General features: G+C 70.2%; 23 protein-coding genes, 1 pseudogene and 1 riboswitch. Of the genes and pseudogenes, 7 read left to right on the plus strand and 17 right to left on the minus strand.

Translation table 11 applies throughout. The annotated features are described in order from the left end of the window. Positions 1 to 39: 39 nt before the first annotated feature. On the minus strand, positions 40 to 1,194 hold the full coding sequence (locus tag P3L51_RS22545; RefSeq protein ID WP_354607095.1) for a glycosyltransferase family 4 protein: 1,155 nt from the start codon (positions 1,192 to 1,194) through the stop codon (positions 40 to 42). A 237-nt stretch (positions 1,195 to 1,431) separates the two neighbouring features. Here P3L51_RS22545 and P3L51_RS22550 point away from each other — a divergent pair, with 237 nt between their 5' ends. Beyond that, positions 1,432 to 2,634, plus strand: a complete 1,203-nt coding sequence (locus P3L51_RS22550) for a glycosyltransferase 87 family protein (protein WP_435594505.1) — start codon at positions 1,432 to 1,434, stop codon at positions 2,632 to 2,634. Positions 2,635 to 2,673: 39 nt separating this feature from the next. Here P3L51_RS22550 and P3L51_RS22555 read toward each other — a convergent pair whose 3' ends face one another. The 5 genes from P3L51_RS22555 to P3L51_RS22575 all read right to left on the minus strand — a co-directional run bounded on the left by P3L51_RS22555 (position 2,674) and on the right by P3L51_RS22575 (position 8,319). After that, positions 2,674 to 3,873, minus strand: coding sequence for a hypothetical protein (locus tag P3L51_RS22555; RefSeq protein ID WP_354607097.1), 1,200 nt, complete (start codon positions 3,871 to 3,873; stop codon positions 2,674 to 2,676). 149 nt (positions 3,874 to 4,022) lie between these two features. Then, positions 4,023 to 5,051: a C40 family peptidase gene (locus P3L51_RS22560; RefSeq protein WP_354607117.1), complete on the minus strand. Its 1,029-nt coding sequence runs from the start codon at positions 5,049 to 5,051 to the stop codon at positions 4,023 to 4,025. A gap of 263 nt (positions 5,052 to 5,314) precedes the next feature. Further along, the gene (locus tag P3L51_RS22565; RefSeq protein WP_354607098.1) at positions 5,315 to 6,340 is read right to left on the minus strand and encodes a C40 family peptidase; all 1,026 of its coding nucleotides are present in this window, start codon (positions 6,338 to 6,340) and stop codon (positions 5,315 to 5,317) included. 339 nt (positions 6,341 to 6,679) lie between these two features. Next, a complete protein-coding gene (locus P3L51_RS22570; protein WP_354607099.1) occupies positions 6,680 to 8,041 on the minus strand; it encodes an NYN domain-containing protein in 1,362 nt (453 codons plus the stop codon). A gap of 35 nt (positions 8,042 to 8,076) precedes the next feature. Beyond that, positions 8,077 to 8,319, minus strand: coding sequence for a hypothetical protein (locus tag P3L51_RS22575; protein ID WP_354607100.1), 243 nt, complete (start codon positions 8,317 to 8,319; stop codon positions 8,077 to 8,079). Positions 8,320 to 8,509: 190 nt separating this feature from the next. Here P3L51_RS22575 and P3L51_RS22580 point away from each other — a divergent pair, with 190 nt between their 5' ends. Together P3L51_RS22580 and P3L51_RS22585 are read left to right on the plus strand one after the other, a co-directional pair. Next, complete coding sequence (locus tag P3L51_RS22580) at positions 8,510 to 9,220, plus strand: rhomboid family intramembrane serine protease (protein ID WP_354607101.1); 711 nt, start codon at positions 8,510 to 8,512, stop codon at positions 9,218 to 9,220. Further along, a complete protein-coding gene (locus P3L51_RS22585; protein ID WP_354607102.1) occupies positions 9,217 to 9,498 on the plus strand; it encodes an Lrp/AsnC family transcriptional regulator in 282 nt (93 codons plus the stop codon). The genes P3L51_RS22580 and P3L51_RS22585 overlap by 4 nt, the downstream gene beginning before the upstream one ends. A 10-nt stretch (positions 9,499 to 9,508) precedes the next feature. Here P3L51_RS22585 and P3L51_RS22590 read toward each other — a convergent pair whose 3' ends face one another. From P3L51_RS22590 to ctaE, 6 genes are all read right to left on the minus strand, one after another. Then, entirely contained in the window at positions 9,509 to 10,876 is a 1,368-nt protein-coding gene (locus P3L51_RS22590) for an aminotransferase class V-fold PLP-dependent enzyme (RefSeq protein ID WP_354607103.1), read from the minus strand. 254 nt (positions 10,877 to 11,130) lie between these two features. Further along, a riboswitch (SAM riboswitch) is annotated at positions 11,131 to 11,248 on the minus strand. A gap of 95 nt (positions 11,249 to 11,343) precedes the next feature. Beyond that, the gene (trpD, locus tag P3L51_RS22595; RefSeq protein ID WP_354607104.1) at positions 11,344 to 12,411 is read right to left on the minus strand and encodes an anthranilate phosphoribosyltransferase; all 1,068 of its coding nucleotides are present in this window, start codon (positions 12,409 to 12,411) and stop codon (positions 11,344 to 11,346) included. 206 nt (positions 12,412 to 12,617) lie between these two features. Further along, complete coding sequence (qcrB, locus tag P3L51_RS22600) at positions 12,618 to 14,246, minus strand: cytochrome bc1 complex cytochrome b subunit (RefSeq protein WP_354607105.1); 1,629 nt, start codon at positions 14,244 to 14,246, stop codon at positions 12,618 to 12,620. After that, positions 14,243 to 15,295: a cytochrome bc1 complex Rieske iron-sulfur subunit gene (gene qcrA / locus P3L51_RS22605; protein WP_354607106.1), complete on the minus strand. Its 1,053-nt coding sequence runs from the start codon at positions 15,293 to 15,295 to the stop codon at positions 14,243 to 14,245. The genes qcrB and qcrA overlap by 4 nt, the downstream gene beginning before the upstream one ends. Then, positions 15,292 to 16,101: a cytochrome bc1 complex diheme cytochrome c subunit gene (gene qcrC, locus P3L51_RS22610; RefSeq protein WP_354607107.1), complete on the minus strand. Its 810-nt coding sequence runs from the start codon at positions 16,099 to 16,101 to the stop codon at positions 15,292 to 15,294. The genes qcrA and qcrC overlap by 4 nt, the downstream gene beginning before the upstream one ends. A gap of 77 nt (positions 16,102 to 16,178) precedes the next feature. Further along, on the minus strand, positions 16,179 to 16,799 hold the full coding sequence (gene ctaE, locus P3L51_RS22615; RefSeq protein WP_354607108.1) for an aa3-type cytochrome oxidase subunit III: 621 nt from the start codon (positions 16,797 to 16,799) through the stop codon (positions 16,179 to 16,181). Between the two features lie 245 nt (positions 16,800 to 17,044). Here ctaE and P3L51_RS22620 point away from each other — a divergent pair, with 245 nt between their 5' ends. Further along, positions 17,045 to 17,446 (plus strand): hypothetical protein, encoded by a 402-nt coding sequence (locus P3L51_RS22620; protein WP_354607109.1) that lies wholly within the window; start codon positions 17,045 to 17,047, stop codon positions 17,444 to 17,446. A gap of 33 nt (positions 17,447 to 17,479) precedes the next feature. Here P3L51_RS22620 and P3L51_RS22625 read toward each other — a convergent pair whose 3' ends face one another. From P3L51_RS22625 to ctaC, 4 genes are all read right to left on the minus strand, one after another. Next, positions 17,480 to 18,733, minus strand: a complete 1,254-nt coding sequence (locus P3L51_RS22625) for a L,D-transpeptidase (RefSeq protein WP_354607110.1) — start codon at positions 18,731 to 18,733, stop codon at positions 17,480 to 17,482. A gap of 131 nt (positions 18,734 to 18,864) precedes the next feature. After that, positions 18,865 to 19,263 carry a cytochrome c oxidase subunit 4 gene (locus P3L51_RS22630; protein WP_354607111.1) on the minus strand — a complete coding sequence of 133 codons (399 nt, stop codon included), beginning with the start codon at positions 19,261 to 19,263 and terminating at the stop codon, positions 18,865 to 18,867. After that, positions 19,260 to 20,999 carry an aa3-type cytochrome oxidase subunit I gene (ctaD, locus tag P3L51_RS22635; protein WP_354607112.1) on the minus strand — a complete coding sequence of 580 codons (1,740 nt, stop codon included), beginning with the start codon at positions 20,997 to 20,999 and terminating at the stop codon, positions 19,260 to 19,262. The genes P3L51_RS22630 and ctaD overlap by 4 nt, the downstream gene beginning before the upstream one ends. Next, entirely contained in the window at positions 20,996 to 21,958 is a 963-nt protein-coding gene (gene ctaC, locus P3L51_RS22640) for an aa3-type cytochrome oxidase subunit II (RefSeq protein ID WP_354607113.1), read from the minus strand. The genes ctaD and ctaC overlap by 4 nt, the downstream gene beginning before the upstream one ends. A 279-nt stretch (positions 21,959 to 22,237) precedes the next feature. Between ctaC and P3L51_RS22645 the strand changes: the two genes are divergently transcribed. Beyond that, positions 22,238 to 23,623: a cysteine desulfurase/sulfurtransferase TusA family protein gene (locus P3L51_RS22645; RefSeq protein WP_354607114.1), complete on the plus strand. Its 1,386-nt coding sequence runs from the start codon at positions 22,238 to 22,240 to the stop codon at positions 23,621 to 23,623. Between the two features lie 78 nt (positions 23,624 to 23,701). Here P3L51_RS22645 and P3L51_RS22650 read toward each other — a convergent pair whose 3' ends face one another. Further along, positions 23,702 to 24,676, minus strand: a complete 975-nt coding sequence (locus P3L51_RS22650) for a carbohydrate kinase family protein (protein WP_354607115.1) — start codon at positions 24,674 to 24,676, stop codon at positions 23,702 to 23,704. A gap of 182 nt (positions 24,677 to 24,858) precedes the next feature. Here P3L51_RS22650 and P3L51_RS22655 point away from each other — a divergent pair, with 182 nt between their 5' ends. Together P3L51_RS22655 and P3L51_RS22660 are read left to right on the plus strand one after the other, a co-directional pair. After that, on the plus strand, positions 24,859 to 25,071 hold the full coding sequence (locus P3L51_RS22655; RefSeq protein ID WP_354607116.1) for a hypothetical protein: 213 nt from the start codon (positions 24,859 to 24,861) through the stop codon (positions 25,069 to 25,071). Positions 25,072 to 25,157: 86 nt separating this feature from the next. After that, a pseudogene (locus P3L51_RS22660) lies at positions 25,158 to 25,703 on the plus strand (hypothetical protein); the annotation flags it as partial.

A 25,703-nucleotide genomic window follows, 5' to 3' on the forward strand; every position in this document is an offset into this window, starting at 1 on the left:
TCAGGCGCCCCGGGCCCCCGAAGATCCACCGGACAGGGCCTAGAGCAGCGCGCGCAGCCGCCCCGCCAGCAGGTCCCAGCGCCAGCGTTCCTCGACCCATTCACGGCCGCGGGCGCCCATCCGCCGCCGCAGTTCGGGGTCGTCGAGCAGCGTCACGACGCGGTCCGCCGTCTCCCGAGCGGCGAGCGCGGTGGGGCCGCCGCGCACCACCCATCCCGTCTCGCCGTCCAGCACGGCGTCCGGCGCGCCGCCGGAGTCGCCCGCGACCACGGGGAGCCCCGTGGCGGAGGCCTCCAGATAGACGATGCCCAGGCCCTCCACGTCGAGGCCGCCGCGCCGGGTGCGGCAGGGCATCGCGAAGACGTCGCCCGCGCCGTAGTGGGCGGGCAGTTCGGACCAGGGCACGGCGCCGGTGAAGCGTACGGAGTCGGCGACGCCCGTCTCGGCCGCCAGTTTCCGCAGCTCCTTGGCGTACGGTCCGCCGCCGACGATCAGCAGCACGGCGTCCGGGACCCGCGCCAGGATCGCGGGCATCGCGAGGATCAGCGTGTCCTGCCCCTTGCGCGGCACCAGCCGGGAGACGCAGACGACGACGGGCCGCCGGGCGAGTCCCAGCCGCTCGCGTACCGCGTCACCGCCCGATGCCGGGTGGAACGTCTTCTCGTCGACGCCGGGCGGCAGTTGGACCATGCGGCCGGCGGCGTCGGGCGTGAGCGCGGCGGCGATGCGCGAGCGTGTGTACTCGCCGAGGTAGGTGATCGTGTCCGTGCCCTCGCCGATACGGCGCAGCAGTCGCCGGGACGCGGGCAGCTGGGCCCAGCCCGCCTCGTGGCCGTGCGAGGTGGCGACGATCCGCCGGGCGCCCGCCCTGCGCAGCGCGGGGCCCATCAGTCCGAGCGGGGCCGCGGCGCCGAACCACACGGACTCGCAGCCGTGTTCCCGCAGCAGTCCCACGGCCCGCCCGGTCACTCCCGGGGTCGGCAACAGCATGGTCGTGCGGTCGCGCACGACCGTGAAGGGCTGCTCGGCGTCGAAGGCCGCCGTCGCCTCCGCGCCCTCGGCGCCACGCTTCCAGGTGGAGGCGTAGACGACGATCCGGTCGGGGTCCAGCCGTAGCGCCATGTTGTGCAGGAACGCCTGGATGCCGCCGGGCCGGGGCGGGAAGTCGTTGGTCACGATCAAGGTCTTGTGCATCGTCGCCGACAGTACCGAACGGCCCCGCCTCATCGTTCCCGCGCCCGTCCCCGCGCATGATGGCTCCCGCCAACATATGTACATATCGGTCAAAACGGGCAGGTAGTCATGACGGTCGAAGACACGACACGCGTCGGAGCGGACGCGGGGGCCGCCGGGGCCGAGGGGGGCCGGGCGGTCGGCGTGCTCTCCACGGTCGGGCCGGTCACGGTGTGGCTCCTCACCAGGACCGTACTGATGCTCTGCGTCCTCAGGATCATCGTCACGCCGGGCTCCGACGTCACACCGGACGTCTCCGTCACCTACCAGGGCTGGTACGACGTCCTGCGCACCGGCACCTTCCCGCAGTCGGACGTCACCTGGCAGTACCCGCCCGGCGCCGCGTTCGCAATCCTCTCCCCCGCCCTGCTGCCCTTCCTCGGCTACGCCACGGCGTTCTTCACCCTGTGCCTGCTCTGCGACGCGCTGGTCCTCGGGCTGCTGCTCCGCGCGGGGCGGCGCCCCGGACGCTCGACGCGCGGTGTGTGGGTATGGGTGGCCGGCGTCGCGGTGCTCGGGCCCACCGTGTACGCCCGTTACGACCTGATGGTCACCGCCGTCGCCGTCTGCGCCCTCCTCGTGGGCCTCCGCAGGCCCCAACTGCTCGGCGCGCTCGCGGGGTTCGGGGCGCTGCTGAAGGTGTGGCCGGTGCTGCTGCTGATCGGAACGCCGCGCGGCCGGGCCACCCGGCTCTCCTGGTCCGCCGCCGTCGCGACGGCCCTCGCGCTGCTCGCCGTGGTGTCCGCGGCGCTGCCCGGCGCGCTGGACTTCCTGACCGCGCAGCGCGACCGGGGCACCGAGGTCGAGTCGCTGGGCGCGCTGGTCTTCCATGTGGCCCGGCATCTCGGCTGGGACGGCGCGGTGATGTTCAGCTACGGCTCGGTGGAGTTCCGGGGGCCCTACGTACCCCTCGTCAGCGCGCTCGCCCTCGTCCTCAGCGTGACCGCCTTCGGCTGGCTGCTCGTCTGGCGGCTGAAGACGGCGGCGTTCGCCCCGAGCACCCTGTGCGACGCGGCGTTCGTCGCCGTCCTGCTCTTCACCGTCACCAGCCGGGTGATCAGTCCGCAGTACATGATCTGGCTGGTCGGCCTCGCCGCCGTCTGCCTGCTCCTGCGGTCGAGCCCGATGACGCTGCCCGCGGTGCTCGTGGTGGCGGCCTCCGCGGTCACGGTGCTCGAATTCCCGCTGTTCTTCTCGCACGTGACGGCGAGCGACTGGCTGGGCGTGACCCTGCTCGTCGTACGCAACGGGCTGCTGGTCGCCGCGACGCTGACCGCGTGCGGCCGGCTGTGGCGCGCGACGGTGCCGGCCCCGCGCCCCCGCGTCCGCCGGAAGGCGGCGGACGCGGCCGGGAGCGGAGGCGGGGCCCAGGAGGACGAGTACCGGACGCTCGGCTCCTGAGCGCCCGCCCAGGGGCCGTACGGGGCGTGTGCCCGGTCCTCAGCGCAGCCGCTCGCGCAGGTGGTCCCGCCACAGCGCGTCGAACTTCTCCGGCGTCACCGACAGCACCTCGTTCATCGCGTCCTCGACGGCGCCCTCGCGCCGCTCGTGCGCCCCGACCGCCCGGTAGAAGTCCGTCAGCTCCCGCTCGCCCCAGCGCGTGGCGATCAGCTCGCACGCGAGGCGCCCGCCCTCGTAGGCACGCGCCAGTTCGTCCGCCTTCGCGTCGAAGGCGAAGTCACCGTCCCCGGGGAGCGCGGCGGGCAGTTCGCCCCGGCGCAGGGACCGTTCGAGCTCCGGCGCCGCCTGCCCGTCGGCGCGGCCGGTGTCCCGGTAGGCGACCCAGTCGGAGAAACCCTCCGACAGCCACATCGGGGTGGCCGCGGAGGTGTCCGCCCGCGTCGCCACGTGGGTGGTCTCGTGGGTGAGGACCACCCGGCGCCCGAAGTCGCCCAGGACTCCGTACGCGTCGGGATTGACGATCACCCGGTCCGCCGGTGAGGAGCCCTGGCGCCGGGTCTCACCGGTCGTGACGGCGGCGATGCCCCGGTAGCTCGCCTCCGAGGCGCCCAGCAGAGCGGCCATCGACGCGACCGACCCGGGCACCAGCACCACGACGCGGCCCGACCAGGTGCCCGGCCAGGCCTCGTCGACTGCGGGCACCGCCCGGTCGGCGACGGCGGCGATCTCGCGGAGCCGGGCGTTGTCCTGGCCAACGCCGAGGATCAGGCTGCGCCTGCCGTGGACGACGTCGACGGCGCCCTGCTGCCAGAGCTGTTGCACGCCGCCCTCGCCGGGCCGGTCGGCCGTCACGTACCAGTGCCCGTCCCGTTCGGCCAGCTCCAGCGTGCGGGCCGAGGTGACGGGCGCGCCGTCGTAGCCCGCTATCCGGTAGCGCAGCTCGGCGTGCGCCGTCGCACGGGTGCCGGAACGGTCGACGTCCCGCAGCTCGTACTCCCAGGACCGCACGGGCACATCGGTGAGATTCCGGTACGCCTGCCGCTCGGCGGCCAGCAGATCATGGGCCGCGGGGTCCACGGCGGCCAGATAACCGCTCTCGTCACGGTCGAGCAGGGCGTCGGCGCGGCGGTCGAGGATCCGCTGGATCGCACCGGTGGCGGGGTCGGCGGCGGTGGGCGCGGAGCAGCCGGAGGCGACCAGCAGACACCCCAGCAGCGAGGCCGCCGCACGGCGGCGCACGCCACCGCGACGGGCCGGACGCCACCGACCCGCCGCACGTCTTCGAGTCGTACGTCCCTGACCTGCCACCCCGCCGATCGTACGGGGCGCCGCGAGAACGAATCCCGACAGCGCGTCGGCGACGGGGGCTCCGAGGGCGACGGGCGGGCTCAGACGCGGGTGACCGACGAGACCGGCATCATGCCCACCGGGTCGTAGCGGACCGAGGCGCCGGGGTAGGGCGCGTGCACCACCTGGCCGTTGCCCATGTACATCCCGATGTGGCTGGCGTCGTCGCGGTAGGCGACCAGGTCCCCGGGTCTCGCCTGGGAGAGCGGCACCCGCTGTCCCGCGTACCGCTGGGCCTGCGAGGTGCGCGGCAGGGCGACACCGGCCTGTGCGTACGCCCACTGGGTCAGGCCCGAACAGTCGAACCCCGAGGGGCCGTTGGCGCCCCACACGTAGGGCAGGCCGACGACGCCACGGGCCGCGCGCGCCGCGGCGGCCGCCCGCGCCGACGCGGGCGCCTCCCCCGAGAGCGACAGCGGGCCGCCGTCGCGCCCCGAGCGCGAGGCGCGGTCGGCGTCCCGCCCGGCGTCCGGCAGCGAGTTCAGCAGCCGCCGCGCCTCGGCGAGCTTGGCCTCGACGGTGCGCTTGTGGCGGGCGACGGCGGCCCGGCTGCGCTCCAGCTCGGCGAGGTCCTTGGTCGCCTCGTCGCGCTGCTGGCCGAGCTTGCGCTGGGCCTGCCCGAGGTCGCGCAGGGCCAGCGCCTGGCGGTCGCTCAGCCGGTCGAGGGCCTCGGCCCGGTCGAGATAGCTGTCGGGGTCGGAGGAGAACAGCAGCGCGAGCGCCGGGTCGAGCCCGCCGGAGCGGTACTGGGCTCCGGCGATCGAGCCGAGCGCGCCCCGCATCCGGTTGACGCGCTCCTGGCCCCGGGCCGCGCTGTCCTGGACCCGGTTCACCCGCTCGCGCAGAACACCGGCCCGCTCGCCCGCCTCGTTGAACCGCTCGGTGGCCTTCTCGGCCTCCTCGTACAGCCGGTCGACGGTGGACCGGGTCGCCTCGGTCGTGTCCCGCGGGTCCGCGCTCGCCGGCGCCGTCCCGAGGGCGGCCGCGGCCGTGACCGCGGCGGCGGACAGGACCGTGACCCGGGTGCCCCGGCTGTGGCCGGGGTGTGAGGAACGACGATGGGACACCACAGGAAGCCGCACTTCCTTCCGCTGGACGCAACTGCGCAGCCCCTGCCGCCCGACGGGCGGAAACATGGCCGGAAGCTACGGCGCAGCAGACAGTAACCGTGCGGACACGGAGTGACCAAAGACCGCGCCGGGCACAGACAGTGATGCCCCGCCGGAGACCACAGGTCACCGGCGGGGCGTGCGTCAGCGGGAGTAACCGGAGTTCGCCCGAACGGGCGGTCGCGGTCGTGTCCGTGCGTGCGTGTCGGGGTGCGCGCCGAGCGTCAGACGCGGACGCCGAACTGGAAGCTGCCTGCCCACTCCATGGATTCGTACCGCACCACGGTGCCCGGCTTGGGGGCGTGGATGACCTGGCCGTTGCCGACGTACAGCCCGACATGGCTCAGACCGCTGAAGAAGACCAGGTCGCCGGGGGCGAGTTCGCCGCGGCCTATCTTCACGCCGTCGTTGACCTGGGTGTACGTGGTCCTGGTGAGGCTCACGCCCGCCTGGGCGTAGGCCCACTGGGTCAGCCCGGAGCAGTCGTAGGAGTTGGGACCCTCGGCGCCGGAGATGTACGGCTTGCCCAGCTGGGTCTTGGCGGCGGCCAGCGCGGCGGCGGCACGGCCCGAAGAGGCCGCCTCGTTGCCGAGGTTGACGCGCTCGTTGCCACGGGCCGCGCGCTTCACGTCGTCGGCCTGGATCTGCGCGCGCTCCTGGGCGGTCAGCGTGTTGAGAAGCTTGTTCGCCGCGTTGAGCTTGGTCTGGACGTCCTTCTTCTTCTTGGCCAGCTCCGTGCGCGTGTCGGAGAGGTCCTTCAGCTTCAGGGTCGCCTCTTGACGCTGCTGCGCGAGGGTCCGCTGCTTGGCCTGGATCTGCTCCAGCGCGCTGACCTGCTTGCTGCCCATCTGGTCGAGCACGGAGGCCTTGTCCAGATAGTCGTCGGGGTCGGCGGAGAGGAAGAGCTGGAGGGCGGGGTCGATGCCACCGGTGCGGTACTGGGCACTGGCCATCGAACCGAGGCCGGTACGCAGCTCGTTGAGCTCCTCCTGGCCACGGGCGACCTTGTCCTGCATCGCCTCGACCTGCTTCTCGAGCTTCTTTTCCTTCTCCTCGGCGCCGCTGTGCGCCTCGGTCGAGGCCTCGGCCTCGTGGTAGAGCTTGTCGACCTTTTCCTTGACGTCTTCCTTGGTCGGCTTCGGATCGGCCTGCGCGGCCTGGGACGTCAGGGCGACAGCTGCGGCTGCGGTCGCGGTGAGCACGGTCACGCGGGCGCGGCTCGGCTGCTTGGGACGACGGTGGGACGCCACGAAGGCGAGCTCCTTCTTCCTCGAGCCGCCTACCGGGAGTGGGGAACGAGTCCCCGGCTCCATGTGTTCCAGCTTTCCCGGCGGGGCCGGGAATCCGGTACTACCCGGACTGAACTACATGAATTCGGCGGTTCCTTCGCCGCCACCCCGGATGGGTGATCAACCGCGCGAAGGTTCGAAGCCTGACCCTAGTGACCTTCCCGTGATCAGTTCAAATCCTGAAGGGAAAAAATTTCGCCGTGGAGTGGTTTCTTCACATACATCGCACCGACAGTGATGAACAATTGACACTGTGGTGCGACATGGTGTGACCAAATGCCGCATTGAGCACAGGAGTTACTAGACGCGCGAAAGCCGCTTCAGCAACAAGGCGGACGCGACGGGTCTCGCGCCGGCCCGCGCCACCCCGTCGGCGACCTCACGGTCGGTCGAGACGACCACCACCGGACGCCCCGGCGGCTCCGCCCGGACGAGCTGACGGATCAGCTCGTCCGCCGTCACGCCCGGCTTGGAGAACAGCACCCGCACCCCGCGCGGCGGCGCGAGCAGTACGGGGGCCGCCAGTTCGGCCCCGTCGAAGACACACGTCATCTCCGCGCCGGACTGCGCGGCGAGCATCGCCAGCCCGCCGAGCAGCCGCAGCCGCTGCTTCTCCAACGGCATCGTCGGATAGCCGGTCTTGGTGACGTTGTAGCCGTCGACCACCAGATGCGCCTGCGGCAGCGCCAGCAACTGGTCCAGCAGCGCGGGGTCCATGTCGGACAGCGCGCGCGCCGCGACGTCCTTGGGAGACATTCGGCCGGGCTCCACGGCGTCGACCAGATCGGCGGGGTGCGCGGCGGCCGGCGGCAGCGCCAGCTCGCGCCGCAGCCCCTGCGCCGATTCCAAGACGGTGTCCAGCAGCAGCCGCAGCCGCATGTCCTCCACCGAGCGCCCCTCGCGGGCGGCCCGGCGCCCCGCCTCCACCGCCGCCTCCGCCTCCGCGAGCCGGGCCTTGAGGCGCCGCGACTCGCTCACCGCCACGGACAGCTGGGTCGCGGCCTCCGCGCGGGCCGTCTCGATCTCGGCGGCCGTACGGCGCAGGGCGGCCTCGCCGCGCTTCACGTCACTCAGGGCGCCGCGCAGCTTGCGGTGCGTGGACTCGGTCTCCCTGCGGGCGGCGTCCAGCTCCGAACGGAGCCGCTCCGTCTCGGTCTTCGTCGAGGCGCGGGCCTGCGTCAGCTCCTCGCGCAGGCGCTCCAGCTCGCGGCGGTTCTCCTCGTCGGCGCGCTCGGCGTCGGCGCGCTGGACCTCCTCGCCCGCGGCGGCCACCAGCTTCACCCAGCCGACGGGGCGCAGGACATAGGCCGCCGCCGCCACGTCGACGGGGTCGGCGGCCGGGGGCGGCGACCCGGATTCGACCGCGGCGGCCAGCTCGGGGTCCGCCTGGCCGAACCGCTCGCCGATCCGCTGCCGGAACACCGGGTCGCTCTCCAGGGCCGCCGCCATCGCGTTGCCCGCGAACCGGGCGCGTCTGCTCGGCGTGAAGCGCGCGTACTGTCGTAGCTGGGCGGGAAGTTCGGTGACGGTCAGACCGCCGAAGGCGTCCGAGACCAGCGCCACGACCCGGCGCCGCACTCCCTCGGGCAGCGGCCTGTCGAGCGCCTCGGCGTCGCCGCCGGCCGCACCGGCCGGCTCAGCGCCACTTGCGGGCTGCTCCACGATCCGTCACCCCACTACCCTTTCGGGCGGCTCCCTCAGGAACCGGCGCCCGGCCTGTCAACCAGTTCGATCTGATCCACCGCGTTGCACCAGCGGCAGCGGACGGACTCGATGGTCTCACTGACCACGTCGCGCTCCTCGACCTTCGACTGCCCGGCCAGGTCCAGATGGACGTACTCCACCACCTTGGACGAGCGCGTCACGTCGAACCGGGTGAGATTGCCGCACAGCGTGCAGCGCCACCGGGTGGCGTCGGTCGGCAAGGGAACCGTCGTCATCGTGCCGTCCTCTTTCGTCGAGCCTGATGTCCTGAACGTCCTGAAGCCCTGATGTCGAGCCCGCCGCGCCGTCGCCCCGGTGCGGCGCCGAACCGGGGAAGTACGCGCCGTAACCCTACGGCCTCCCGTGTACCCCGTGTCGCGGCGAGGCGGTCTCTCCCCGTCTGTCCGCGTACGGGATGATCCGTGGATGATCAATTGGCGCGCGGCGGCCGGAGCGCCGGTGGTGACCTACGGTCTGATCGGCCTGTGCGCTCTGGCCTTCCTGACCGGTCCGCTCTCGGGGTTCAATCCCGCGTACGGGACGGGCGACACCCTGCTCGCCGCGCAGAGCGCGTACTTCGAACGCTGGGGGGTGCTCCCCGACCAGCTGACGAGCGGTGAATCCCACGCGCTCCTCACCCCTCTCACCGCGCTCTTCGTCCACGGCAGCTGGCTCCATCTGCTGGGCAACCTGCTCTTCCTCTATGTCTTCGGGGCGATGGCCGAGGAGCGGATGGGGCGGGTGCGGTTCACCCTCTTCTATCTCGGCTGCGGATATCTCGCCCTGTTCGCCTACGCGGTGGCGAACGCGGACTCCGACCAGACCCTGGTGGGCGCGTCGGGCGCGATCTCCGGTGTGCTCGGCGCCTTCCTCTGTCTCTTTCCCCGCGCGCGCGTCACCAGCCTCTTCCCGTTCCTTTTCTTCCTGCCGCTGCGCTTCCCCGCCTGGATCGTCCTGATCTTCTGGTTCGTCCTTCAGTGGCTGGCGGCCAGGAACGCCGAGCCGGGCCCGGGCGTCGCCTATCTGGCGCATCTGGTGGGCTTCGCCCTCGGCTTCGTCGCCGCCTGGGGACTCTTCCGGCGTACGGCTAGAGTGAAGCCCCGTCTCGTGGCCACCGAGGGAGAACGTCAACCGTGATCACCGCGATCGTGCTCATCAAGACCAGCGTCGACCGGATCCCCGAGATCGCCGAGTCCATCGCGGGGCTGGAGAGCGTCAGCGAGGTCTTCTCCGTCACCGGCACCTACGATCTGATCGCCATGGTGCGGGTCGCCAGGCACGACGATCTGGCGGACGTCATCCCGGGCAGCATCAGCAAGATCCCGGGCGTCGAGGCCACGGACACGCACGTGGCGTTCCGTACGTACTCCCAGCACGACCTGGAAGCGGCGTTCGCGATCGGCCTCGACGCCTGAGCGGGATCCGTCAGCCGCGGTCGGGGACGCAACGGCCGTCCTCGGTGCGGTAGTTCCAGCGGGCCCCGTCCCGGACGAGCTCCCGGACCGCGCCGATGAAACGCGCCACGTGCTCGTCCGGCGTGCCGGCCCCGAAGCTGACCCGGATCGCGTTCAGCGACTTCTCACCGGGCCCGGCGTCCGGCGCGCCGCACTCCCCCGGGTCCCCGGCGTCGCCGCCCAGCAGCGTCCTGACCAGCGGGTGGGCGCAGAACAGCCCGTCCCGTACGCCGATGCCGTACTCCGCCGAGAGCGCGGCGGCGAAGTGGGAGCTGTTCCAGCCGTCGACGACGAAGGAGATGACGCCCACCCGGGGCGCGTCGTCGCCGAACAGCGAGAGCACCCGCACCTCGGGCACCTGGGCGAGCCCTTCGCGCACCCGGGCCACCAGCTCCCTCTCACGCGCGACGAGCCGGTCGAAGCCCGCCTCGGTGAGGGCCTTGCAGGCGGAGGCGATCGCGTACACGCCGATGACGTTCGGCGACCCGGCCTCGTGGCGGGCCGCGGTGGTGTGCCACTCGACGTCCACACCGCCGTCGCCACGGCGCGCGACCTTGCGGCTGGCGCCACCACCGGCGAGGTACGGCTCCGACTCCCGAAGCCAGTCGGCGCGGCCCGCGAGCACACCGGAGCCGAACGGCGCATAGAGCTTGTGCCCGGAGAAGGCCACCCAGTCCACGTCCAGCTCCGCGATGTCCACGGGGTGGTGCGGGGCGAGCTGCGCGGCGTCGAGGACGACGCGGGCGCCGTGGGCGTGCGCGACGGCGGCCAGTTCGCTCACGGGCCACAGCTCGCCGGTGACGTTGGAGGCGCCGGTGACGCACACCAGGGCGGGGCCCTTCGGGTCGCGCCCGGCCAGCGCCCGCTCCAGTGTGGCGACGGCCTCGCCGGGGGTGCGGGGCGCGTTGAGGTAGCTGACGCGGGCGTCGCGCCAGGGCAGCAGCGACGCGTGGTGCTCGGTCTCGAAGACGAACACCTCGCAGCCGGCGGGCAGCACGGCGGCGAGCAGGTTGAGCGAGTCGGTGGTGGACCGGGTGAAGACGACCTGGTCGTCCTCGCGGCAGCCGAGGAACTCGGCGACGGTGCGGCGGCTGTTCTCGAAGAGGTCGGTGGAGAGCTGCGAGAGGTACCCGGCGCCGCGGTGGACGCTGCCGTAGTACGGGGCGTAGGCGGCGACGTCGTCCCAGACACGCTGGAGTGCGGGGGCGCTGGCCGCGTAGTCGAGGGCGGCGTAGGTGACTTCGCCGCCGGTGACGAGGGGGACGGTGACCTCACGTCCGAGGACGGGCAGCGGCTGGTCGGTGGTGGTGCGGCCGAGGGCGTCGGTGGGTGCGGACATGGCGGTATCTCCCGGCAGGACGAGGCGGAAACGGCATCAGGACCCGACAGCCGGACGCGTCGTCGTGACGGCGGATGCCGTGACGGCGCGGGACGGACAGCGGGGGTGGCGCTCACTGAAGAGGGCTCGGGCCCTTGTCTCCGGCGCGAGAGGGCACCGGAAGGGCCGAAGGCCCTATCGCATTCGCTTGCTCACGAGACTGCTCCCTTGAGGACCAGGACCCCAGGGATGACGACATCCGAACGATGTCCAGGGGTCCGCGCTTGCCGCAGACCTCGCTGCCTGCGGCCTGGTCTTCACCCGGGGCACCCCGCCACGGACGGAGGGTTGCCGGACAGCGGGCCGGGGCCGTAGTCGCTGTCACTCATGACCTGGGGTGAGATTACCCCACCGGTGCGCGACGGCCCAGACGGCGTCCGCGATACGGGACACCCTCCGGGCCGTCCTGGTCCGGCGAGAGGCGACCGCTACGCGTTGCTCGCGGCCACCCAGCGCTCCAGCGCCTGCTTCGCCGCGCCCGAGTCCACCGCCCGCGCCGCCCGCGCGAATCCCGCCGCGAGTTGGTCGTTCAGCGTGCCGTCGGCCGGCTCCAGCGCCACCAGCGCCGCCGCCGCGTTCAGCAGGACCGCGTCCCGTACGGGGCCGGTCTCGCCGGCCAGCAGCCGGCGCGCGACGTCCGCGTTGTACGACGCGTCCGCGCCCCGCAGGGCCTCGACCGGGACCAGCTCCAGGCCGATGTCCCTGGGGTCGAAGGCCCGCTCCGTGACCTGGCCGTCCCGAACCACCCATACGTGTGACGTGGCGGTCGTGGTCAGCTCGTCCAGGCCGTCGTCGCCGCGGAAGACGAGCGAGGAGTTGCCCCGCTCGGCGAGGACACCGGCCACGATCGGCGCCATCCGGATGTCCGCCACGCCGACCGCCTGGGCGCGGACCCGCGCCGGGTTGGTGAGCGGTCCCAGGATGTTGAACGTGGTCTGCGCGCCCAGCTCCTTGCGGGCCTTGGCCGCGTACCGCAGGGCCGGGTGGAACTTCACCGCGAAGCAGAAGGTGATGCCCGCCTCCTCGGCGACCTCCACGACCCGCTGCGGCGTCAGCTCCAGATTGACCCCGAGCTTCTCCAGCACGTCGGAGGCGCCGCTCGCGGACGACGACGCGCGGCTGCCGTGCTTGACGACCTTGCCGCCCGCCCCGGCCACGACGATCGCAGCCATCGTGGAGATGTTGACGGTCTTAGCGAGGTCGCCGCCGGTGCCGACGACATCGACCGTGGCGCCGGGAACCTCGATGGTCCTGGCGTGCTCGTACATGGCGCGTACGAGTCCCGAGACCTCGTCCACGGTCTCGCCCTTGGCGCGCAGCGCGACGGCGAAGCCCGCGATCTGCACGTCGGTGGCCTCGCCGCTCATGATGCGGTCCATGGCCCAGGCCGTGGCGCCGGCGTCGAGATCCTGGCCGCGCAGCAGCGAGTTCAGTACACCCGGCCAGGAACGAGCCGCCAGGGTGTCGCCTCCGGCCGGTGCAACAGCGCTGCTCATGCTCGCTCCTGGGGATCTGGGGACGGGTGCACGGCCTTCTGGCCGGTGCTGCCGGGCGTCAGCCTATCGGCGCCGACCCCGATCACCGACCGGCTGCCCGAACTACGGACAGCCGTGCCGCCGACGGCCGTACCCCGGGACGTACGAAAGCCCCGGCCCGGTCCCCCGAAAGGAGCACCGGGCCGGGGCCCTCGTACCTCAGGTGATCAGTGGTGGCCGTGGCCGCTCGTGATCTCCTTGTACTCCTCGGCCGTCGGCTTGGGGATCTGGCTTCCCTCGCCGTAGTAGCCCTTGTTCAGCTTGACCCGCAGCTTCTCCACCGGAGAGGTCTTGCGCTCGACACCGTTCTCGTCGACGGTCGGCCCGATCTCGGCCGGCTTGTACTGCTCGTGAGCGGTGAGCGTGTGCAGGTCCGCCTGGCTCAGCGGCTGGTGGACCTCCACGAACTCACCGTGCGGCAGCCGCTTGATGACACCGGACTCGCGTCCGTGCAGCACCTTCTCGGCGTCGCGGCGCTGAAGTCCAAGACAGAACCGCTTGGTGATCACGAACGCGACGACCGGGCCGACGAAGAACGCGATCCTGATGAACCAGGTGATCGTGTTGATCGACAGATGGAAGTGGGTGGCCCAGATGTCGTTCCCGCCGCCGATGAGCAGGATGAAGTACAGGGTCAGCCACGCCACACCGAAGGCGGTACGGGTCGGCACGTTGCGCGGGCGGTCCAGGATGTGGTGCTCGCGCTTGTCGCCGGTGACCCAGGACTCGATGAACGGGTAGACCGCGAGGGCCACCAGGACCAACGGGAAGATCATCAGCGGGATGAACACGCCCAGGACGAGCGTATGGCCCCAGAAGTTGAGCTCCCAGCCGGGCATCACGCGGATCAGACCCTCGGAGAAGCCCAGATACCAGTCGGGCTGTGCTCCGGTGGAGACCAGGTCCGGGCGGTACGGGCCGATGGCCCACACCGGGTTGATCGTGGCGATGGCCGAGATGATCGTGATGACACCGAAGACCAGGAAGAAGAAGCCGCCGGCCTTGGCCATGTAGATCGGCAGGAACGGCGCGCCGACCACGTTGTTGTTGGTCTTGCCGGGCCCGGCGAACTGCGTGTGCTTGTGGTAGAAGACCAGGATCAGGTGCGCCACCACGAGCCCGAGCATGATGCCCGGCAGCAGCAGGATGTGGATGGAGTAGAACCGCGCCACGATGTCGTGACCGGGGAACTCCCCGCCGAACAGGAACATCGAGATGTACGTGCCCACGATGGGTGTGGACAGGATCGCGCCCTGGGCGAAGCGGACACCGGTGCCGGACAGCAGGTCGTCCGGGAGCGAGTAACCGGTGAGTCCGGTGAACAGAGCCAGCACGAACAGCAGGAAGCCGAACAGCCAGTTGATCTCGCGGGGCTTGCGGAACGCGCCCGTGAAGAAGACGCGCATCATGTGCACGAACATCGCGGCCACGAAGATCAGCGCGGCCCAGTGGTGGATCTGCCGGATCAGCAGACCACCGCGGACGTCGAAGCTGATGTCCAGCGTCGAGGCGTACGCCTCGGTCATCTGGACACCCTGCATCGGCACGTAACTGCCGTGGTAAACGACCTCGTTCATGCTCGGGTGGAAGAACAGCGTCAGATACACACCCGTGAGGATGATGACGACGAAGCTCCACAGGGCGATCTCGCCCAGCATGAACGACCAGTGGTCCGGAAAGACCTTGCGCACCATGCCCTTGGCCGCGCCGTAGATCCCGAGGCGACCGTCCGCCCAGTCGGCGACCCGCTCTCCCGCGGGTGCCTGGCGGCTCTTTTCGTCAGACGCAGTACTCATCCGCGCTCCCAGAAGGACGGACCGACGGGCTCGTCGAAATCGCCGAGCGCTTCGAGGAATCCCTCGCCGTTCACACCGATCCGCAGTTGCGGAAGGGCGTGACCGGCCGGGCCGAAGATGACGCGGGCGCCGTCGGACAGGTCGAAGGTGGACTGGTGGCACGGGCAGAGCACGTGGTGCGTCTGCTGCTCATAGAGGCTGATGGGACAGCCGACATGGGTGCAGATCTTGGAGTACGCGACGATGCCCTCGTGCGACCACTCGAGTTCGCGCTTGTCCTTGATGTCCTCGGGCTGAATGCGAACGATCATGAGAGCCGCCTTGGCGATCTCATTGTTGAAGTTCTCATTGTGCTCGTCCAGCCCCTCGGGCTGGGCGAAGGTCAGCGACCCCACGGTGACGTCCTCGGGACGCAGCGGCTCGCTCGTGTTCTGGTTGATGAGCAGCAAGCCCTTCTTCCAGAACGTCGTGCGGAGCTTGTTCTCCGGCAGCGGGCCGAGGTCACGCAGCAGGACCACGCCGGAGAGCGGCACCATGGCCAGCGCGCCGAACATCGTGTTGCGGATCAGCTTGCGCCTCCCGAAGCCGGACTCCGCCGAACCGAGGAGGAAGTCCTCCTTCGCCTTCGCGGCGACCTCGGGGGTGGCCTCGATCGGGTGGCGCTCCTGGACGATCTCCACGTCGCTCATCAGGGTGCGCGCCCAGTGGACCGCGCCCGCGCCGATGGCGAAGAGGGCGACTCCGAGCGTCAGCCCCAGCGAGAAGTTGAGCGCGCTCACATGACCGAACGGCCAGATGTACACGATCTTGTCGACGGGGAAGGCGACGAACGAGGCGATGAAGCCGATCGTGGCCAGCATCGACAGCGTGAAGAGTGCCGCCACCGCGCGCTCCGAGCGCTTGGCCGCCCGCTCGTCGATGTCCTGGATACGCGGCCGGTGGGCCGGCATCCCGGGGTTGGCGAACGGGTCGTCGGCACGCTCGACCTCGGTGTGCGCGGATTCCTGCTCAGCCGGCAGGTTCTCGTCTGAAATCCGGTTGCTACTCATGACTTCTTGGCCTTAGCGGTGTGCGCCGCGGTCCAGATGGCGACTGCGATCAGCAGGCCCAGACCGATGATCCAGGAGAACAGGCCCTCACTGACGGGGCCGATGCCACCGAGCTTGAGACCGCCGGGGTTCGTCGACTTGTCGCCGTTCACGTCCTCGACGTACTTGATGATCTCCCGCTTCTGTTCCTCGGGCATCGTCGAGTCGGGGAAGGAGGGCATGTTCTGCGGACCGGTCAGCATCGCCTCGTACAGGTGCTTGTTGGATACCCCTTCAAGCCCCGGCGCGTACTTGCCGTTCGTCAGCGCGCCGCCCTCACCACCGAAGTTGTGGCACTGGGCGCAGTTGGACCGGAACAGCTCACCGCCCTTGGCGGAGTCCGCGCCTTCCGGGTTGTACTGCTCGGCGGTCGGGATGGAGGGACCGGGACCGAGCGAGGCGACGTACGCCGCGAGTTGGTCGATCTCCTTCTGGTCGTAGATGACCTTTTTCTTGGGTACCTGCGGGCCGGGCTGCTGCGCCGGCATCCGGCCGGTGCCGACCTGGAAGTCCACGGCGGCGGCGCCGACGCCGGTCAGCGACGGGCCGTCGGTCGTGCCCTGACCGCCGACGCCGTGGCAGCTCGCGCAGCCCACGGCGTACAGCTTCTTGCCCTCGTCGATGGCGAGGGACTGGGCGGTGTCGTCTGCCTGTGCCTTGCCCGCGGGCGCGAACGCGGCGTACAGCCCCCCGGTGGCCGCCAGCGCGAGGAGTAGGACGACGACCGCCGCCAACGGATGGCGTCGTCGTGCGGAGAGCTTTTTCACGGATTACCCCGGTGTCAGGATCTTCTGCGTCGGTGCTTCTGGACGGTGTGCGCAAGCGCGTCGGGCGCTGTGGCCCGCTACTTGATCAGGTAGATCGTGGCGAAAAGGCCGATCCAGACGACATCGACGAAGTGCCAGTAATAGGACACGACGATGGCGGCGGTTGCCTGCTCGTGGGTGAACCTCTTGGCCGCGTACGTTCTGCCGAGAACCAGCAGGAAGGCGATCAGGCCGCCTGTCACGTGCAGACCATGGAAGCCGGTGGTCAGATAGAACGCGGAGCCGTACGCGTCGGACGAGAGCGAGAGGCCCTCGTGCTTGACGAGCTCCGTGTACTCGAAGATCTGACCTCCGACGAAGACCGCACCCATCACGAACGTGATCACGAACCACGAGCGGAGCTTCTTCACGTCGCCCCGCTCAGCGGCGAAGACGCCGAGCTGGCAGGTGAGTGAGGAGAGCACCAGGATCGTGGTGTTCACCGCCGAGAACGGGATGTTCAGCGAATCGGCCTTCTCCGACCAGAACGCCGCTCCTGTCACCGACCGGAGGGTGAAGTACATCGCGAAGAGGGCCGCGAAGAACATCAGCTCGGAACTCAACCAGATGATGGTTCCGACACTGGTGAGGTTCGGCCGATTGACCGTCGGGTGCGCGTGCCCGGTTTCTACTGTCGTTGCTGTCGCCACGACCGACATTATGTCGGTCGCTTATCCCGCCCTCACTCCCGGGGGTCCCATTCGGAGTGTCAGCCACTTCGGACGGGACGCGGGCCAGGACCGAACGGCCCATCGCGGAAGGGCCGGGACCCGTGCTGACATGGTGTCCGACGGAGTAGCATCCGCGCAGCGGGTCTCGGTGGCGAGGGCCTGATCCACACGACAGGCCCTGAGCCCGGAGCCCTCGCAGACGCGGATGTCACGACGGATGTCACGGAGGAACAATGCAGCCGACCGCCACGGTCCTGGTCTACAGCGACAACGCGAACACCCGCGAGCAGGTGCTGACGGCAGCGGGCCGCAGGCCGGCCGCCGACCTGCCGCCGGTCGAGTACATCGAGTGCGCGACGATGCACGCCGTACTGAAGGTGCTCGACAAGGGCGGCGTCGACGCGTGTGTCTTCGACGGCGAGGCCACCCCCATCGGCGGCATGGGCCTGTGCCGGCAGATCAAGGACGAGATCTTCAACTCACCGCCCGTGCTGCTGCTGATGGGCCGCCCTCAGGACGCCTGGCTGGCCACCTGGAGCCGCGCTGAGGCCGCTGTGACGCTGCCGGTGGAGCCGGTGGGCTTCCCGGAGGCGCTGGCCGCGCTGCTGCGCACCAGGCTCGCCGTGGAGGCCTGACGGCTCCGACCGGTCCGGTCGTCCCGGCTCGCGTCAGACCTGGGGGCGGAGCCGGGCGGCCTCCACCTGGCCGCCGCCGTCGTTGGCGGGGCCGACCAGGGCGCTGCCCTGGCGCCACTTGGCCCAGTCCAGGTTCCAGTCGCCGAAGCCGTTGCCGAACGGATCCATGTCCTCGCCACCGCTGTTGACGACCTTGACGATGTCGCCCTCGCGGACGGTGTCGAAGAACCACTCGGCGTTGTCCGTGGACATGCCGACGCAGCCGTGGCTGACGTTCGCCGACCCCTGTGAGCCGACGGACCACGGGGCGGCGTGCACGTACTCACCGCTCCAGGTGACCCGCGTCGCCCAGTAGACGGGCAGGTCGTACCCCTCGCTGCTGCCCGCCGCGATGCCGACGCTGGTGCCGCGCATCCGTACGAACTGCTGCTTCTCCAGGACGACCTTGGTGCCGTTACGGGTCGAGAAGCCGGGCTTGCCGGTGGTCACCGGGATCGTTCTGATTTCCTCGCCGTTGCGCAGCACCGTCATGTGGTGCGTACCGGCGTCGGCGATGGCTTCGAGCCGGTCGCCGGTGGTGATCTTCAGGGGCTTCACGGCGCCGCCGTACAGCTTGTTGCCGACCTTGATGCCGTCGAGGGTGCTGCTGACGCTGACGGACGCGTTGGCGGGCCAGTACTCCTTGGGCCGGAAGTGCAGCTTCTTGTCGTCGACCCAGTGCCAGGAGCCTTCGGCGGCGGGGCTGGAGCGGACCTTGAGACCCCGTTCGACGACGGCTCTGGCCTCCCGGTCCTTGACCGGGGCGCTCAGCTCAGCCGTGATGGGCTGGCCGACGCCGTACTTGCCCGCCTTGGGGCCGAAGGTGACGGAGAGGTTGCGCTTCACCGGAGACGTCTCGAAGTCGAGCGTACGGCTGCCGGGGGCGCCGTCCTCGTCCTCCGTGGCGACCTTGACGGTGTAGCGGGCACCGGCGGCCAACGGGGCCGTGGAGCGCCAGCGGGCCCCGTCCGCGGCCAGTTCGCCCGCCAGGTGGTGGCCGGCGGCGTCGGTGACGGTGACGTCGGTGATCCGTGCGTCGCCGCCCTTGGCGACGATTTCCAGCGGCTTGTCGGGGTTCGCCTTGGCGTCGCCCTTGGGTGCGTTCAGGGAGACCTGGTCGGCGGCGTCGTAGGGCTTGCCCGACAGCGGGTGGCCGTCCGGGCCGCCACAGCCGGTCGCTACCGCCCCGAGGGACAGGACCAGCAGAGTGCAGCCGAGAACGGTGCGAAAGCGCGGCGTGTGGTTCATATGCACACGTTATGAAGAATGTCCGGTTACGGCGCGCTGTGTGACTGCAAACGAGGGGCCCGGATCCTCCTCAGGAGTGAGGGGGATCCGGGCCCGTTGCCTCGGTGACGGCCGCTCGCCGCCGTTTTCGGCTACTGGTTCTGGTTCTCTCCGCTGTAGTACTCGAAGACCCAGCCCCACAGGCCGATCAGGAGGATCGGGAAGGAGAAGAACAGCAGCCACCAGCCGATGGCGATGGAGAGGAACGCGAGCGCGCCGCCGATGGCCAGCGAGAGCGGCTGCCAGCTGTGCGGGGAGAAGAACCCCACCTCGCCGGCCTCGTCCGCGACGTCGGCCTGCTTGTTGTCCTGCGCCATCGCGTCGACCCGCCGGGCCGTGAAGGCCAGGTAGAAGCCGATCATGAGGCTCAGACCGAACGCCAGGAAGAGCGCGGTGGTACCGACGGGCTCCTTCGACCACACGCCGTACACAGCCGCGACGACGAGGATGAAGAGGCTCAGCCAGAGGAACATCCAGCCTTGGACCTTCACTTGCCGACCTCCTTGCCACCGAGCAGAGCGGCGTCCTTCTGTCCGTCGTTCTCAAGGTGTTCGAGCGCCGCGATCTCCGGGTGGTGCAGGTCGAACGCCGGGGATTCGGAGCGGATCCTCGGCAGTGTGAGGAAGTTGTGCCGGGGCGGCGGGCAGGAAGTCGCCCATTCGAGTGAACGGCCGTAGCCCCACGGATCGTCCACCTCGACCTTCTTCCCGTACTTGGCGGTCTTCCAGACGTTGTAGAAGAACGGCAGGACCGACAGGCCCAGCAGGAACGAGCTGATCGTGGAGATGGTGTTCAGCGCGGTGAAGCCGTCGGCCGCGAGGTAGTCCGCGTAACGCCGTGGCATGCCCTCCGCTCCCAGCCAGTGCTGCACCAGGAACGTGCCGTGGAAGCCGATGAACAGCGTCCAGAAGGTGATCTTCCCGAGCCGTTCGTCCAGCATCTTGCCGGTCATCTTCGGCCACCAGAAGTGGAAGCCGGCGAACATCGCGAACACCACCGTGCCGAAGACGACGTAGTGGAAGTGGGCGACGACGAAGTACGAGTCGGAGACATGGAAGTCCATCGGCGGGGAGGCCAGGATGACGCCCGTCAGACCACCGAAGGTGAAGGTGACCAGGAAGCCGATGGTCCAGAGCATCGGTGTCTCGAAGGACAGCGAGCCTTTCCACATCGTGCCGATCCAGTTGAAGAACTTCACTCCGGTCGGCACCGCGATCAGGAATGTCATGAAGGAGAAGAACGGCAACAGCACGCCGCCCGTCACATACATGTGGTGCGCCCACACCGTCACCGACAGACCGGCGATGGCGATCGTCGCGCCGACCAGACCGATGTAGCCGAACATCGGCTTGCGGCTGAACACCGGGATGATCTCGGAGACGATCCCGAAGAAGGGCAAGGCGATGATGTACACCTCTGGATGCCCGAAGAACCAGAACAGATGCTGCCAGAGCAACGCGCCGCCGTTGGCGGCGTCGAAGATGTGCGCACCGAATTTCCGGTCGGCCTCCAGGGCGAAGAGCGCGGCGGCCAGCACCGGGAAGGCGAGCAGGACCAGCACACCGGTCAGCAGCACGTTCCAGCAGAAGATCGGCATGCGGAACATCGTCATGCCGGGCGCGCGCATGCAGATGATCGTGGTGATGAAGTTGACCGAGCCGAGGATCGTGCCGAAGCCGGAGAAGGCCAGACCCATGATCCACAGGTCGGCGCCGATGCCCGGCGAACGGACCGCGTCCGACAGCGGGGAGTACGCGAACCAGCCGAAGTCCGCCGCGCCCTGCGGGGTGACGAAACCGGCCACCGCGATGATCGAGCCGAACAGGTAGAGCCAGTAGGCGAACATGTTCAGCCGCGGGAACGCCACGTCGGGCGCGCCGATCTGCAGCGGCATGATCCAGTTCGCGAAACCGGCGAACAGCGGCGTCGCGAACATCAGCAGCATGATCGTGCCGTGCATCGTGAACGCCTGGTTGAACTGCTCGTTCGACATGATCTGCGTGCCGGGACGGGCCAGCTCGGCGCGCATGAAGAGCGCGAGCACACCACCGATGCAGAAGAAGACGAACGACGTGACCAGGTAGAGCGTGCCGATCGTCTTGTGATCGGTGGTGGTCAGCCACTTGATGACGACCGAGCCGGGCTGCTTGCGCCGTACCGGCAGCTCGTTCTCGTACGAGTCGTCAGCTGCTGCGGCGGCACCCTTGGGTTCGTTGAGGATGCTCACAGTTGTTTCTTCTCCGCATTCCTGGCCGGGTCCGTCAGCTCGATGCCCGACGGGATGTAGCCGGTCTGCCCCTTGTCGGCCAGCTCCTTCAAGTGCTGCTGGTAGCGCTCCGGGGAGACGACCTTGACGTTGAAGAGCATCCGGGAGTGGTCCACACCGCACAGTTCGGCGCACTTGCCCATGAAGGTGCCCTCCTGGTTGGGAGTCACCTCGAAGGCGTTGGTGTGACCCGGGATGACGTCCTGCTTCATCAGGAACGGCACGACCCAGAAGGAGTGGATGACGTCACGTGACGTGAGGACGAACCGGACCTTTTCCCCCTTCGGCAGCCACAGGGTCGGACCCGGGTTGCCGTTCTGGGGATTCCGTGTGCCCGGGATTCCGGCGTCGTAGACGCCTTCGGCACCGGCGGGGAAGTCGTCCTGGAACTTCTGGGGGATGTCGCCGAGTTCCTTGGGAATCTCGGCGCCGGTGGAGGCGTCGCCGTCCACGTTCTCGACGTAGTTGAAGCCCCAGCTCCACTGGTAGCCCACCACGTTCACGGTGTGGGTGGGCTTGTCCTCAAGAGAGAGGAGCTTCGACTCGTCACGCGCGGTGAAGTAGAAGAGCACCGAGACGATGATGAGCGGAACGACCGTGTACAGGGCCTCGATGGGCATGTTGTAACGGGTCTGTGGAGGTACCTCCACCTTGGTGCGGCTGCGCCGGTGGAAGATGACGCTCCACACGATCAGCCCCCACACCAGGATGCCCGTGATGAGCGCTGCCGCCCACGAGCCCTGCCAGAGGGAGAGGATTCTGGGGGCCTCCTCGGTCACCGGTGTGGGCATTCCAAGGCGGGGGAAATCCTTGTATGTGCAACCGGTGGCGGTCGCGAGGATCAGGCCCGCAGTCAGCACCTGCGGCAGCTTCCGCCGCATCGGGCGCCGCGACGAGCGGTCGGAGCCGTTGGGACTCACGTAGCGCCTTCCCGAGAGTCTCGCCCGCACAGCCGGCTGCGGCCGTCACGGTCGGTCGCCGGCCCTGACGCGGGCAGGGGTTTGGATGTTTATGCGGACCAAACCCTACTGGACGCAATTTGGGGTCGCGCATGGAGGGTGCCCAACGCGCCGTCCGGCACCCCGAAGGGGTGGAATGCCCGGCTCCGGGGCACTTCTGACGCCCCCTCCAGAGGCCTTCGGCGGACCGGGCGGACCGGGGCGCGCTCTCCGTGGTGGCCCTTGGCCTAGCGTGGCGGCGTGGCCTACTTCGACTCCGCTTCCTCCGCCCCGCTGCACCCCGTCGCACACCAGGCCCTCCAAGCCGCCCTCGACGAGGGCTGGGCCGATCCGGCCAGGCTGTACCGGGAGGGACGGCGGGCCAGGCTGCTGCTGGACGCCGCGCGCGAGGCCGCGGCGGAGGCGGTGGGCTGCCGGCCCGACGAACTCGTCTTCACTCCTTCGGGGACCTACGCGGTGCACGCGGCGATGGCGGGATCGCTCGCGGGCCGCCGGCGTGTCGGTGACCATGTGGTGGTCTCGGCGGTCGAGCACTCGTCGGTGCTCCACGCCGGGCACACGCGGGTCGGCGGCCGGGACGGCGCGGCTGTGACGGAGGTTCCGGTGGACCGGACGGGGGCGGTGTCCCCAAAGACGTACGCGGCGGCCCTGCGGGCCGACACGGCGCTCGCCTGCCTCCAGTCGGCCAACCACGAGGTCGGCACGGTGCAGCCGGTCGCCGCCGTCGCCGAGGCGTGCCGGGCGGCCGGGGTGCCGCTGCTGGTGGACGCAGCGCAGTCGCTGGGATGGGGGCCGGTGGACGGGGCGTGGTCGCTGCTGACCGCGAGCGCGCACAAGTGGGGCGGGCCCGCCGGGGTGGGGCTGCTCGCCGTGCGCAAGGGGGTCCGGTTCGCTCCCCAAGGCCCGCTGGACGAGCGGGAGTCGGGGCGCGTACCCGGTTTCGAGAACCTGCCGGCGATCGTCGCCGCCGCGGCGTCGCTGCGCGCGGTACGGGACGAGGCCGAGGACGAGGCTGCCAGGCTGCGGGTGCTGGTGGACCGGATCCGGGCGCGGGTGCCGGAACTGGTCCCCGATGTCGAGGTGGTGGGCGATCCGGTGCGCCGCCTCCCCCATCTCGTCACGTTCTCCTGTCTCTATGTCGACGGGGAGACTCTGCTGCACGAGCTGGACCGGGCGGACTTCTCCGTGTCGTCGGGCTCCTCCTGCACGAGCAGCACGCTGACGCCGAGCCATGTGCTGCGGGCGATGGGGGTGCTCTCGGAGGGCAACGTCAGGGTGTCGCTGCCGTCCGGTACGGCGGAGGCGGAGGTGGACCGGTTCCTGGAGGTGCTGCCGGGGCTGGTGGCGGGTGTACGGGAACGCCTCGGCGCGCCTGCGGCGCCCGCCGGCGGGGGCGCGGCGCCGGAGGTGGCCGGGTCACTCGTCGTGAACGCGCTCGGCAAGCTGTGCCCGGTCCCGGTGATCGAGCTGGCGAAGGTGATCGGGGACGTACCGGTGGGCGGCACGGTGACCGTCCTGTCCGACGACGAGGCCGCCCGGCTGGACATCCCGGCCTGGTGCCAGATGCGCGGGCACGAGTACGGCGGCCGGGACGGCACCGCGTTCCTGGTGCGCCGCCTCGTCTGAGCCACGGCCACCGGTGGCCGAAAGGCGCGTGCCGCTCCCGCGGAGAGGTCCGCGGGAGCGGCACGCGCCCCGGCGCTGCTACTCCAGGTGCTTACGGACCTCGTTGGCCGCCTCGTGGCCGTACGCCTTGGTGAAGCGGTCCATGAAGTTGTTCCGGCGCAGTGTGTACTCCTGGGTGCCCACCGTCTCGATGACCAGGGTCGCGACCATGCAGCCGACCTGCGCGGCCCGCTCCAGGTCCACACCCCATGCCAGACCGGACAGGAAGCCGGCGCGGAAGGCGTCGCCGACGCCGGTCGGGTCGGCCTTGACCGTCTCCTCCGCGCAGCCGACCTCGATCGGGTCGTCGCCGACCCGCTCGATGCGCACGCCGCGCGAGCCGAGCGTGGTGACCCGGTGGCCGACGCGGGCGAGGATCTCGGCGTCGGTCCAGCCGGTCTTGGACTCGATGAGCCCCTTCTCGTACTCGTTGGAGAACAGGTACGTCGCGCCGTCGAGCAGCAGCCTGATCTCGTCGCCGTCCATCCGGGCGATCTGCTGCGAGAAGTCCGCGGCGAACGGGATGGACCTGGTACGGCACTCCTCCGTGTGGCGGAGCATCGCCTCCGGGTCGTCGGCGCCGATCAGGACCAGGTCGAGGCCGCCGACCCGGTCGGCGACCGACTTCAGTTCGATCTGCCGCGCCTCGCTCATGGCGCCGGTGTAGAAGGAGCCGATCTGGTTGTGGTCGGCGTCCGTCGTGCAGACGAAGCGCGCGGTGTGCAGCACCTCGGAGACCCGGACCGACGCGGTGTCGACACCGTGGCGGTCGAGCCAGGCGCGGTACTCCTCGAAGTCGGGTCCGACGGCGCCGACCAGGATCGGCGCGGTGCCGAGCTGGCCCATACCGAAGCAGATGTTGGCTCCGACACCGCCCCGGCGTACGTCGAGGTTGTCGACGAGGAAGGAAAGCGAGACCGTGTGCAGCTGGTCCCCGACCAACTGGTCGGCGAAGCGACCGGGGAAGGTCATGAGGTGGTCAGTGGCGATGGAGCCGGTGACTGCGATTCTCACGGCGTGACTGCTCCTGTGGAATATGAAGGTGTGCGCCGCCGTCGCTCCGGCAAGGGTGGCGGTGGGCGACGTGTGGGCGGTTGACAGCCCACGGTATCGGTTCGCCCTCGGGAGCCTCCAAACGGCAGAACTACCCGATAGTAGGGCTTTTCTCCTGCCCCCTCCGTGCTTACGGTGCGTCCATGAGGAACAACGTCGTCCCCCGCGAGCGCGCCGTACGTGAGTCCGACACCAGCCTGGCCGAACTGCGCGGTGACTGCGCGCGGATGGCACCGGACTGGGTGAAGCCCGCCGCCGCCGCTCCCGCCCCCGTCCCTCCGTCGCTGATCCACGGCGTCACGGTCCCCCCGGACTCGGCCCGGCTGATCGACGGAATGGCCGAATACGGCGACTGACGGTTCGCGGGGAACCGAGCGCTCCTGCCGCCCGTCCCACCGGTGTCCCGGCCACGGCGGGGCCGATACGGCCGAAGGAGCAGACGGTGACCAGTACCGAACGACCCCAGGACAGCGACGGCGAACGCGATGACGAGCGCGCCGGGGTGCGCTCCTGGTCGCGCCGTTCCCCGCTCGCGATCGTGTCGGTGGCGGCGGCCGTCCTGATCGTGGGTGGCGGCGGTGCCTACTTCGCCACGGCTTCGCCGGACGGCGGCCGTGACGCCGCCTCGGCCGCGCACGGCGGGGATCTGGATCCGCCGCCGCTGGCGCTCGGCGACGCGGCGGGCGGGCCCGGCATCGCGCCCGGTGAGCCGAGCCCGTACGGCGTCGAGTACCGCGCGGCCGGCACGCTGCCCGAGGGGCCCGGCTCCGCCGCCGTACACCTCCCCGAGGGGTCCGTCGCGGCGGCCGACGTGGCGCGGCTCGCCGAGGCCCTGGGAGTGGCCGGTACGCCGGAGCTCTCCGGTACGGCCTGGAAGGTCGGGTCTCAGAAGGACGGTTCGGGCCCACTGCTGCGTGTCGACGAGCAGGCGCCCGGCACCTGGACGTTCGGCCGCTACGGCTCCTCGCCCGGCGGCGACAACTGCCTG

Origin of the sequence: Streptomyces panacea, from assembly GCF_040560175.1 — a bacterium.
GTDB lineage: Bacteria > Actinomycetota > Actinomycetes > Streptomycetales > Streptomycetaceae > Streptomyces > Streptomyces panacea.